A 12125-nucleotide genomic window follows, 5' to 3' on the forward strand; every position below is an offset into this window, starting at 1 on the left:
AAACGATACGATCAGTTGCAGTTGCGCGTCCCCATGAGTTTGACTTAATTGGTCAAACGTTCGATCTCTTTTTCTAAGTCTTGCTCAGCTTTAAACGCTTTAAATTCTTGATACAAGAACTGCTCATCGCGTGGGTCGATAGAAGGCTTCGCTGTTTTAATCAAATCTTTAAACAATGTTTTGGTCAACTCGGGTGATAAAGTAGTTAGTGCACAAAAATAATCTTTTCCTGCGATATCAACCACATCTGCTTTTACTACGCGAGAGCCATTGAGTGTTTGCTTGGTGAGCTGCTTTGATACCGAGCTGAATGTACTGCCTACCGTCATAGCCTCGTTAGCATCAGTTCGATTCGCAAACGTTTTGTCTAGGCCTTCAATTCGCACTTCTATTTGCTGTGCTAAAGCCAAACGAGCGTTTGCTACAGCCATTTTTTGATCAACTGAAATATTACCTGAATATTTAATGCAATCCGCCGCGGCAATACCATTTTCAACGACTGGGTTAAGCACCCAATCTGGAATATTCACTCTTGAGCTTGATGCACTGTCGTCTTTTGTAGAACTACAGGCTGATAGCATCCCAGCAAGTACAAGTGTCGTGATCAGTGGTTTAATTTTCATTTTCTTTCCTTTTGGCCCGAAGTGTTTACTATGGTCTAATCTAGCAGACAATAATGTACCTAACAGTAATAAATTGTAAAAACGATTTTTAACAATTTATTGCTTTTCAAATGCTTTGTGTTTATTTAAGTTAACTACAGTATTTGTTCAAATCGTCTCTTTACGACTAAACATAGGATGTGTCATTGGGTGCCCGCATTAAAAAAGCTGTAACATTGTTTATCATTTTGGTTCAAACTTCCTTACTCGGTGCATGTAGCATTACACAGTTTAACCAGCTTTCCCCCGCTCAACTTGCGCAACAAGGAAATTTTGTACAGGCTAAACAAAACGTTACTCAAAGTTACAATAAAAACGGTAACGATAGACTACTGTACCATCTTGAGATGGCGAGTCTATTGCAACTAGAGAAAAACTACTTACAAAGCAACGAGCAACTCGCACTTGCCCTCACATTGATTGAGTCTTTTTACACACAAAGCATTTCCGAATTGGCATTAGTACAGTTTAGCGGCCCGACTTATTCTACCTATAAAGGCAAAGCTTTTTATCTGCCGCAAATTCATATCATGAAAGCGCTCAACTATAATGCACTGGCAAAGCTTCACCCCGACAACTCTGAGCATTACTATGACGCTGCGCTTGTCGAAATGCGCCAGTTAGACGTTTTTTTGAGCCAGCTAAAAGAACAAACAGGTGGATACGATAAAGAGCAGCATGACGACTTTCTCGCGAAAAAAGTTTATCAGATCCTCAAACCCATTTTCGCACCAACCGATTTATTAGAAAACATCGACTATAAAGATGACGCATTTGCTCATTTTCTTAGTGGCGTATTATTTGAACAAAGCGGTGAGTGGGACTCGGCTCGCCTGCAGTATGAACGAGCGATGTTCATGTACGAAAATGGATTTGCAAAACAATACAAACTACCTGAACAAATATCTGAACAGGCCCGCTTTGGACTAATCCGCATGATGCGCAAAGCCGGTGGTTATGACAATGAGTTACGAGCGTTTGAGCCAACACGCGACGATGAGGCTAAGCAAAGTGCCAATGTAACACTAGTACAAAATATTGGGATAGCGCCAAAGCGAAAGCAACTGAACTTGATGTTACGGGCTAACACCGAGTCAAAAGCATTGGTAATGACCCCGATTCTCCTTGGAAACTATAAAGAACGACAGGCTCAAATGCGTTGGTTCCAGATGCTGCATGCAGATACAAGCCTATTTGATATGATGCAAAACTATATGCTAGGAGATTTGGGGGATGTTGCGATGGGGGCCCTCACCAAACGCTTGCCTTTAGGGCCGCTTTGGGATGATGCAGTTAGGTTGGGTATCGTTGACGCACTGCAGTTTGGTGCCAGAATCTCTGTTACTTATCTTGAGCCGCTGGACAACCAAGTGAAATATAGTGAAGTTTGGCTCAATGGTCAGCCTATAACGACCTTACTCCCCTATCATTCGGTAAGCTTGCTCACATTACAAGATGCGCTAAAACAGGCAAATGCCGAGATCCACTCAGCGCTTAGCAGAGAAATTATCAAAGCATTATCTGCTCGCAAGGCACTACATAAAGCCGGATTAGAACAAAATAACCTACTAGGGAACCTAGCCAAACTCACGACTACGGTAGTCAATGCGATTACGGCTTCCGCTGATACTAGACAATGGCAAACATTGCCAGCAGAGATACGTGTTGCACAGATATCACTACCGCCGGGTGAACATGACGTAACAATTAAAACCTATTTTCGCTCAGGACATGTTGTAGAACAAAGTGAACATATCACCGCTAACAATGTCATGAGCCTTTGGCATACTCGCACCTTTGCCAATGCACCGAATGAGCAAACCTCACTCACCAACTCAACTTTGAATATGGAATAATGGTATGAAATACAATCGCAAATTACTGAAACTAGTCCCTTTTGCGGTGATCTCGACACTTGCACTGAGTGCCTGTCAAAGCACCAAAGTACAACGAATAGATGCAAATCAAGAAGTGGCGTTGTCGGATAAATGGAATGGTAAAGATTCTCAGCTAGTGTCCGAAGCGATGGTCAGCGATATGTTGAGCTTCCCTTGGGTTAATGATCATCTTAAAAAAGAAGGTACTCGCCCCGCTATCATCATCCAGTCTATTCGCAATAAATCGCATCAACATATCGCGGTGGATACATTTTTGAATGACCTAAAACGCGCTATCTTACGTTCTGGGCAAGCTGATTTTGTTGCTAATAAAGAGATCAGAGAAGAAATTAGAGACGAGCGAAAAGATCAAGAACTCAATGCCAGTTTAGAGACACAGAATGAGATGGGACAGGAGCAAGGCGCTGATTATGCGCTATCGGGCACTATCAATTCTTTTGTAGACCAGCAAGGTGGCACGCGTGTTACGTTCTATCAAGTGGATTTGCGTCTTATCGATATGACCAGCAACCGTGAAGTATGGAATGGTCAGAAAAAAATTCAAAAACTGCAAGAGCGATCAGGTTATGGTTTCTAAACTAACAGGCATATTATGCATTGGCGCTTTACTACTCAGTGGCTGCCAAAGCACTGCTCAAACGCCCACTACAGCGACTAAGCCTGCATGGCTGACGACCACCCCAAGCTCTGATTATCTGATCTATGGTGTTGGTTATGCCGATAGTGTTGGAGACATGCAAAACGCAAAACTTGCTGCCCAAGAGTCTGCCCGATTGGCTTTGGCTAAGCAGCTCAATGTCACTATTTCTGCGCACACTACAGTTTCACAATCGGCAACCGAAAAATCGATGCAATATCATGTGGATGAATTGATCAGTAGCCAAGTTCCTAACATTTTATTGCAAGGTGTGAAGATTGAAGACGAGTTTTGGCAAAATAACACCGCTTATGCCTTAGCTTCGTTTAATCGCACTGAGGCTATTATGCAAACAGAGTTGAGTATCAACGCTGTTGATGAAGAAATCATGCAAATTTCATTATCGGATAATAGCAAATCACAGCGCCTTAAACAGGCTATCTCTGTGCGTACGCTCGCGATAAAAAGGCAAAAGCTAAATGACTATTTGCAAATGTTACAAAGTCCTAAGCTCCCTTTGCCTACAGATGTTCTATCAAAACTTTCACGCAGCGCTCAAGTGCTCAATACCCTAAGTTTTAGTATCGTCGCCGACTCTTCTGAACACGAAAATATCCGGGATCTCATGGCCAGCTCCTTAACAAGTAATGGTATTCAAATAAGTCAAAGTGACGCAGATTTTGAACTGGCTTTTCGCGTCAATTGGCAACAAATAGTCAAATCTGGCACCCACTACAGCATTGCGGAAAGCTTTATGGTGGTTAAGGAGCAAGGTATGGAAAAAGCGCATTTCAATGATAAGGTGAAAGCGGCTTCTTCATATGCTCAAACGGCTAGAAACAACGCTATGCAAAAACTCGCTGACAAACTGTCAGAACAACTTGCGCATTTTATCGTCTACGGCGGCATATAGCCGCTCGCCACTGAAAAATCTTTAATGCCGCAGGTTAAGCTCTGCGGCACTATTTCCTAACAAGACTTATTCACTTTCCTCGTAAAAGCGTTGTAACTGATCTTTCAGGTTCGGTGGGATCCCTTTAATCGTCAAGGTGTCGTTGCGGGCATCATAAATAACTCTCTCACCCAAATGTTTGCGCTCAAATCCTACACTCACGCCACCGCCCAAACCTGAAAACTTCACCATAGTGCTAACTGTTTTCTTGTCTACGGGGAAAGACTCTGCAAGATCGTAACCTTGATCCTTGTAAAAATCTTCAAAAGGCGAATCCGAGGACTTAGATAATGTTTCAGATAAAGATTCAATATTTGCGTCTTCCCCAGAAGCTACACAGTCATTACAATAGTCAAAGACTTCTTTGCGCAAGGTATCCTTTTCTTGCTTGTTAAACTGCTGCTCGCTTAAATAGTCTTCCACCGCATTAAGCATCACTTGTGATTGTTGTTTGGGATCGATCCCCTCTTCACAACCTAAAAAGTCTAAGAAAAAGTCAGCAACTTTGCGCCCAGCTCGACCTTTGATGAAAGAGATATAACGGGCATCATCTGGCTGTGTATCCCACGCAGTTAAATCCACTCGTGCGGCGAGTTGCATGCGTGAAATATCTAAGTGTCGAGAAGCCGACAAATCCAGTTCTGAGTTAATCGAATAATGTTCCTTAATATTGATTAATGCGATGAGGACGTAGTCTGTCGCTACATATTGGTAGTGACAAAACACTAGGTAGCCTACTTCATTAAAAGCATATTTATTAAGTTCTTCTTTTAAAACTTCTGTGGCTTGTTGTGTAAAATGCCAAAACCCTAGTTCATTATTTCGATAGCTCTGCATAGCAGCAGAAACTTGGCTGTTTTTTTCACCACTAAATGCGCAGTACCCCTTACCTGGTTTGCCATTGTAAGCATGGTGTAACTGTTCGATGAATACATTAACTTTTTCGTTAACTTGCATTTCATCTTCACGTAAATGGATCTGCGTATCTTCATCGTGCTTGTCGACATAATGTACAACTAGCTTATTCACCTCTATGCTCATGTTTGTTTTTCACGCCTCTGGTGTTAAAATGAAAAAATTATAACTCTTTAATATTGAACCAACTGATGCCTATCCAATCTAAATATTCCAACGAACAAGTTGAACAAATTGTTGACCAACTAATTGATGTGCTCACCTCAGCGCAGGCACCGGTTGATTTGAGTCTTATGTGTTTGGGAAATTCTATCACGCATATTTTAAAAGAACATGTGCCTGAGGCGAAAAGACAATCAGTTGCGCAAAACTTCTCTAAAGCGCTCGTACAATCGGTAAAATAACTGGATGAATTTAACCCCACAAAGCCCATTTTCTTCTAAAGCGAGCCAACTTCTTAGTTGGGGGCACTGGTTTACCTTTGCTAACATTGGCTTAGTCTTACTGATCAGTATCAGCTATTTACTTGCAGATAAGCCACCAGCTTCTGCGCTGGGCGGTTTTTACATGCTGATTACTTGGTTAAGTCATACCAGCTTTATTACGTTTTGTGCCTTTGTTTTAACCATTTTCCCTCTGAGTCTCGTATTTCCTTATCCGAGACATATAAGAGGTATGGCGGCACTACTGGCTACTGGTGGGATTTCCATTCTCTCGCTTGATGCTTTTGTGTATTTTCAGCTTGGCTATCATTTGAACATTCAAGCATTACCAGAAATCATATCGTTACTATGGGGCAAGTTTAGCGGCTCACCTTTAATTGTCACCATGTTAGTGGTTGGTTTTATTTTAGCGGTGTTTGTATTTGAGTTACTTGCGGGTAATCGTGCTTGGCGGCATTTAGCCGAATTAAAAGGATACCGATTTCCAAGATATGCGACGGCTATTCTCGTCAGCTGCTTTGCTGCTAGCCATAGTATCCATATCTGGGCTGATGCCAATGCCTATTTTGATGTTACTAAACAAGACAATATACTCCCGCTGTCATACCCGACCACAGCAAAAACATTGCTGGCTCGTCATGACTTATTAGACATCAAACAGTACGAACAAGCGCGAGATATCAGCCTAGCAAAGGCACACAGCCAATTTACATTTAATAAGCCATTACCACAATGTCAGCCACAAAGCACTGTGTCTGCAACGATTGTTGTATTTGAGCAACAGTCAGAACTTGCTGCTTTTGCTGACAAACATCAGCTACAGCCAACAGCCCAATTACTACAGCCCTCAAATCATGAAGATGCCATTTTTAATCTGGTTTACGGGCTACCTGCTTATTATAAATCAGCGATGTCCCAAGATTCACTTCCTCCTTGGAGCTCTGAAGCTCAACTTGTTAGTGTAATGGGCCTGAGTTTAATTGCTGATATGGACGTTACAGACGCTCCGATTAAAATTATTGCCGCTGATCAGTTCGATGAAGAAAAAAATATTGAGGGCCCTGTTATTGCGTTTTCCTTAGCACCTCACAGTACCGATGTTGTATACAATAGTGTGTTCTATAGCAACTACTTCGATTCTTCTGATTTACTGACGTTTAAGCAATTGCACGACATCACATACACACTTGTTGCAGATCATTTAAATTGTCCTCAACTTGCTACCAGCTCAATGCTAGGTAGAGATCTCAAACACTCTAACAGTAACGAAGGGGTTAACTATACCCAAGGTGTGCTCGTTGCTTTTCGTAAAGACCGTATAACACTCGTGAGTCAAGACGGTAGTTATAAGAACGTTTCTGGCACTGAAGGATTTGCAATTGATCAGAAGTTGGATATTCCATTTTTAATCAATAATATCAAAGTATTGAAAACGTTTTCACCGCAGAAACATACTCCGTAATTTGCCATTTCTTAATGTTTGTCTATCTTTGTGTTAGGAGATTACAACAAAAGGAAAACCTATGACACGCGGTATATTTGTTCTGGCATTATTACTTTCCCTTCCAAGCCACGCTAAAACGATAGTTAACTATTACAAATGTGTCACTGAACGAGGAACTGTCTACAGTCAGTTTCCTTGCGCGCGTAATGGCACTCAACATACTCTAACCAACATAGATCCAGAATCAAATTCATCCGCTGACCAGCATTACAAAACGCTCAATAAGCTTGAGAAGAAGCAGATCATTCGTAATCTAAAAAATGAGTTAAGAGCGAAAAAACACGAGGCGGCCATTTTAACTCGTGAACGAGATCAAGACACCCGCAATCAACAATTGAGGGTCAATCGCATTATGGATGACAACGAGCGCAAAGCAACACTGGATGATATCAAGCGCCAGCTCAAAGCGATCAACAAAGACTACCATAAGCAGGCTAGAAAGCTGAACAAACAGATCGCTCAGTTAGAAAAGAAACTAAAGCGTTATGAATGAGTGACACGCGAGCTAAAAAGCGCTAACCTACCTAGAGGTCTTACCACTTAGGGTGTTAGAGTGCATTCTTTTACCATTGCAGAGCTGATTCTGGCTGGATTTACCGAGCATTATCAGCGTTTTCAAAGCATTACAAAACTGACTGGGCAAGCATTTTCACAACAGGACTGGTCGCAAATTCAGCAAATAAGTAAGTCCAGAATCAGTCATTATGACCAACGAGTTGAAGAAACCGTTGACCGTCTTAAAGCGTCACTCACCTGCACTAAGCTCAACGAGCCTCTTTGGTATCAAATTAAACAAGACTACTTAGAACTACTCAGCTACCACCCTCAGGCCGAGCTGGCCGAAACCTTTTACAATTCCGTTTTTTGCCGACTGTTCCACCGCCGCTATTTCAATAATGACTTCATCTTTGTGGAAACCACGCTAAAAGATGCGCCAGCGCTGCCCGTTGAGGCTGAATACCGTAGCTATTTTCCAGTTGTATCTGGGCTAAAACCAACCATAAAACAGATTATCAAACATATTGACTTCAAGTGTGACTTTCAGAATTTAGATAAAGACATCAAACTATTAATGAAAGCCTTTATCCGCCAAGCACCAGACACACACCACCGAAGTCATATGATGCGCTTTGATATACTACAAGCTCCATTTTATCGGAACAAAGGTGCATATATCATTGGTCGTGTCGTTTCAAAAAGTGGTATACAGCCATTTATTATTTCGGTGCTTCACCACCGCAAAGGAGGTTTATGCATTGATGCCTTGTTAACCAATTCATCGCAAATGAGGGTGATCTTTGGGTTTGCCCGAGCCTATTTTATGGTGGAAACGCATGCTCCTTCTGCTCTGGTTCGCTTCTTGAATCAACTCATGCCTAATAAGACACCGGCTGAGCTTTACAATGCCATTGGTTTTCACAAACAAGGAAAGACCGAGTTCTACAGAGAGTTCCTGCACCACTTAGACAACAGCCAAGATCTATTTACCATTGCTCCTGGCACCCCTGGGATGGTAATGATGGTATTTACCCTTGAAAACTTTCCTTATGTATTCAAAGTGATAAAAGACAAGTTTTCCGAAAGTAAACCTTTTGGACGAGATACCGTATTGGCGCGCTATCAGTTGGTTAAGAACCATGACCGTGTCGGTCGAATGGCTGACACGATTGAGTATTCAAATGTTGTTATTCCTAAATCCCGTATTGCTCCTGAGCTATTAACTCAACTACGCAACACTATCTCTGAGAGCTTATTAGAAGAAGACGATACATTAGTTATCAAACATTTGTATATTGAGCGACGTATGACACCTTTGAATTTATACTTGCACAATGCCACAGCAGAGCAAACCGAGGTCGTCATGAAGGATTATGGTAATGCTATCAAGGAAATGCTTCAGGCAAATATTTTTCCCGGTGACATGCTGTTAAAAAATTTCGGTGTCAGTAAACATTTAAGAGTGATTTTTTATGATTATGATGAGGTTCAGTATCTTACCGATATGAATTTTAGGGACATGCCGAAAACCGATTTGACCGACCTATATTCAGGTATTGATGAACATTCGGCCGCACCACAAGACGTATTTCCAGAGCAACTGTGTACATTTGTTCTCACAAACCCTACACTCAGGTCCATATTTGAAAAAGCTCATCCCGAGCTTTTATCAGCGAGTTACTGGCAACAAGCACAGCTAGATGTTAAAAATAAGGTTGTAAAACATATATTTCCTTATCCACAAGAGCAGCGCTTTATCCACTTAGATAAAACCATAAAGGAACGCCATGAACATTAGTAAAATTGACCTAAACCTATTAGTTTATCTAGATACCCTACTGCGCGAATGCAATGTTACTCGAGCTGCGAATCAGCTAAGTATCACTCAACCTGCGATGAGTAATGGACTAAAAAGGTTGCGGAATTTATTCAATGATCCAATTTTGGTTCGCACCAGCGAAGGCATGGTTCCCACTGAGCGTGCACTTGAACTGCAACCAGTCATACGCGGTATCCTAATGACATTAGAAGAAACGCTGGCCCCAAATCGTGAATTTGTTGCTAGTCAAAGTAATCGTGTTTTTCGGATCATGGCCAGTGACTACGCTGCCAGCACGTTGGCTCCCAAGCTATTGAATAAACTCCATGAAGAGGCTCCTGATACCACTCTCGATATTCTCACACCAAGTGATGTCACCTTTCATGATGTGGAAAACGGCAAAGTAGATATGGCGATTAATCGCTTTGAAAATTTACCGCAATCGTTTCACCACAAACAAATTTGGAAAGACAGCTTTTGCTGTTTGATTAAATCTGACAATCCTATTATCGATAACTTTAATCTTGATGCGTATTTGAAAGCACGCCATATCTGGGTGAGTAAGACCGGCTTTGGTGTCGGCGTAGGTATGGACCCAGCAGACGTACAAAAGCTAGGTTGGGTTGATGAGGCACTGGCACACTTTGGTAAACACCGTAATATTGCAACTTTTACCCGTAACTATCACGTTGCTATACACCTTGCGAAAGAGCAAAATTTGGTAGCTACATTGCCGTCAAAAGCAGCTAATATCTACAAAAATGACCCAACTATCGCGATTTTGGAGCCGCCTTTCCCAATTCCACCATTTGAGCTAGACATGATCTGGAGTCCGCTGTTGCACCGTGATGCGAGCCATATTTGGTTGAGACAGAAAATTGCGGAAGTGGCGCAAGAACTTAAGTAATTTTAAAACATCGTTAAGATGGGATAGTAGTGAACATTTTTCAGCACTATCCCATGCAAATCACTATTCTTCTGCTGGCCAACCAAACGGAATTACAGGAACATTTAATCCCCTAGCAGCGATTGCCTCTGGTACTGTCATGGTTGAGTCTGTTGGGGTCCATAGATCATTGGTGAAAGCCAACGTACTATCTTCCAATGCTATATCTCCAAGAACACCACTGGCGTCTATATCAAACACAAAAGAACCTAAACCATCATAGTCACAGCTTACTGTGGGTGCGTATTCTATATTGGCGCGATGATCAGTCCCTAAGTAAGTGCCAGAGGTGGAGTCAAACTCAAAAAACTGTCTTTGCGTTTTGCTCACTAAGGTATGGTCAGCCCCTGGGCCTGCCCAATTACAAATAAACCCTGATATAGTACCGTCAGTGTTGTCAATTGACGTGCCATAACCAAAGTGAGACTCTCCGTTATCAAGACTGGCGTCGTTAAAGCCAATATTAAATACTCTGCTGTGTCCGTCTCCCGCACCTGCTTGCCAAACGTGCGCATAATCACCCGCTAAGGTTGTTAAGTCAAAATCAGCACCATAGATTGAAAAATTCTCACTCCAGCCGTCTGGGTTAGATACGGCGTTGTAGATATTGTCAACATCAACAATATTGTTGCTGTTAAATACGTTGGCGACACCATGACCACACAAAGTTCCGCTGCGTGATTGTAATACCATGTTGTCGCCGTTTCTTTGATAAGCTATTGAACCAGCCAGGGTTCTCTCATTCTGTGTACAGTTCATACCGGGGAACTCAATACCAGATACTCCAACCTCCCCCTCAACGGTATATCGTAAATAACCCTCGTACTGTTCACTGTCTGAACCCGGTACATGTGTCATGTCCAAAGTAATGGCATACACATCACTACCAACTTGATAACTTAGCTCAACTTGATACACCCATTGTGTGGCTGTTTGCTCGATACTGGCATTGCTGAACGTGACATCCGTCACCCCCGCATCATTCATCAATCCAGTTACATCAAGCGTACTGCCAACTTCGGGAAGGCTACTGCCATCGGCGGTGGCGGCAGCAACCATACTGGCTAAAGTCATCAATGACATGGTTGTTTGAGATTCAACACCTTCCAACAACGCATTTGTTTGCGCCACAGCACAGGCATCACCGCTGCTATCTGATGCCAACCAAAGTCCAAGATCTCCACTGGGTAAGCTGCCACTAGCACTGCTAGGACTGGGTGCATCAGGGTGACCGCTATACATGACCACTGGACCGAAACAACTGGCGTTGTGACCGGTCACATAAAAAGCATTTACATCAAATGTATCACTGATGGAAGTATCACCTTTCAAAATAGCATCAATCAATTCTGTCGCCGAGAAATAACTTGGCACCGTCGTCACCGTGAACGAGCTACCTGCACGACCCTGGTTTTCCTGTCGTCTTGAAAACGGAGAAGTTGTCATCAGTTGTGTTGGAAACACCATCGCGACCTGTGAGTCTGGCTCTGGATCAGGCGTTGGGTCTGGAGTGGGATCCGGTTCGGGGTCTGGCGTGGGATCTGGATATGGGTCTGGTGTGGGATCGGGTTCAGGGTCAGGTGTTGGGTCTGGAGTAGGATCCGGCGTATCACTATTATCACTTGGTACTTGAGGCTGTTCATTATTGGACGAGTCATCAGATGAGCACGCCACACACAACCAACTAACAAACAAACAGAGCAGAAGCTTTTTCATATTATCAACCCCTTTGCGACAGAGTCTTATAGGCTTAGCAAAAGCCTGAGGTAAGTGCAAAGTACAATTTGGGGAACAACTATAAGAGAGCGTCACTAAAAAACGCTAGTTAAATACGCTATCACCTTATTACTT

At 42.5% G+C, this 12125-nt stretch carries 11 protein-coding genes; 8 read left to right on the forward strand and 3 right to left on the reverse strand.

The window, feature by feature from the left end:
- Positions 1–44: 44 nt before the first annotated feature.
- Positions 45–623, reverse strand: a complete 579-nt coding sequence (locus C2M32_RS11250; protein WP_105168510.1) for an LPP20 family lipoprotein — start codon at positions 621–623, stop codon at positions 45–47.
- A gap of 185 nt (positions 624–808) precedes the next feature.
- On the opposite strand from C2M32_RS11250, the gene C2M32_RS11255 reads away from it, so the two are divergent.
- The 3 genes from C2M32_RS11255 to C2M32_RS11265 are packed head-to-tail and all read left to right on the forward strand — an operon-like array spanning position 809 to position 4110.
- Positions 809–2518 (forward strand): hypothetical protein, encoded by a 1710-nt coding sequence (locus C2M32_RS11255; RefSeq protein WP_105168511.1) that lies wholly within the window; start codon positions 809–811, stop codon positions 2516–2518.
- 4 nt (positions 2519–2522) lie between these two features.
- The gene (locus C2M32_RS11260) at positions 2523–3137 is read left to right on the forward strand and encodes a penicillin-binding protein activator LpoB (RefSeq protein ID WP_105168512.1); all 615 of its coding nucleotides are present in this window, start codon (positions 2523–2525) and stop codon (positions 3135–3137) included.
- A complete protein-coding gene (locus C2M32_RS11265) occupies positions 3127–4110 on the forward strand; it encodes an LPP20 family lipoprotein (protein WP_105168513.1) in 984 nt (327 codons plus the stop codon). Before C2M32_RS11260 ends, C2M32_RS11265 begins: the two co-directional genes overlap by 11 nt.
- Positions 4111–4176: 66 nt before the next feature.
- Here C2M32_RS11265 and yejK read toward each other — a convergent pair whose 3' ends face one another.
- The gene (gene yejK, locus C2M32_RS11270) at positions 4177–5190 is read right to left on the reverse strand and encodes a nucleoid-associated protein YejK (protein WP_105168514.1); all 1014 of its coding nucleotides are present in this window, start codon (positions 5188–5190) and stop codon (positions 4177–4179) included.
- A gap of 65 nt (positions 5191–5255) precedes the next feature.
- On the opposite strand from yejK, the gene C2M32_RS11275 reads away from it, so the two are divergent.
- From C2M32_RS11275 to C2M32_RS11295, 5 genes are all read left to right on the forward strand, one after another.
- Positions 5256–5468: a DUF1414 domain-containing protein gene (locus tag C2M32_RS11275; protein ID WP_105168515.1), complete on the forward strand. Its 213-nt coding sequence runs from the start codon at positions 5256–5258 to the stop codon at positions 5466–5468.
- A 4-nt stretch (positions 5469–5472) separates the two neighbouring features.
- Positions 5473–6969: a DUF3413 domain-containing protein gene (locus C2M32_RS11280; protein WP_105168516.1), complete on the forward strand. Its 1497-nt coding sequence runs from the start codon at positions 5473–5475 to the stop codon at positions 6967–6969.
- Positions 6970–7030: 61 nt separating this feature from the next.
- Entirely contained in the window at positions 7031–7504 is a 474-nt protein-coding gene (locus tag C2M32_RS11285; RefSeq protein ID WP_105168517.1) for a DUF4124 domain-containing protein, read from the forward strand.
- A 60-nt stretch (positions 7505–7564) separates the two neighbouring features.
- Positions 7565–9307 (forward strand): bifunctional isocitrate dehydrogenase kinase/phosphatase, encoded by a 1743-nt coding sequence (aceK, locus tag C2M32_RS11290; protein WP_105168518.1) that lies wholly within the window; start codon positions 7565–7567, stop codon positions 9305–9307.
- On the forward strand, positions 9297–10235 hold the full coding sequence (locus tag C2M32_RS11295) for a LysR family transcriptional regulator (RefSeq protein WP_070990882.1): 939 nt from the start codon (positions 9297–9299) through the stop codon (positions 10233–10235). Before aceK ends, C2M32_RS11295 begins: the two co-directional genes overlap by 11 nt.
- A gap of 63 nt (positions 10236–10298) precedes the next feature.
- Here C2M32_RS11295 and C2M32_RS20665 read toward each other — a convergent pair whose 3' ends face one another.
- Positions 10299–11990 carry a hypothetical protein gene (locus tag C2M32_RS20665; RefSeq protein ID WP_199886152.1) on the reverse strand — a complete coding sequence of 564 codons (1692 nt, stop codon included), beginning with the start codon at positions 11988–11990 and terminating at the stop codon, positions 10299–10301.
- Positions 11991–12125: the final 135 nt, after the last annotated feature.

The organism is Pseudoalteromonas sp. T1lg23B (assembly GCF_002964665.1).
In the GTDB taxonomy this organism is placed as follows: Bacteria; Pseudomonadota; Gammaproteobacteria; order Enterobacterales; family Alteromonadaceae; genus Pseudoalteromonas.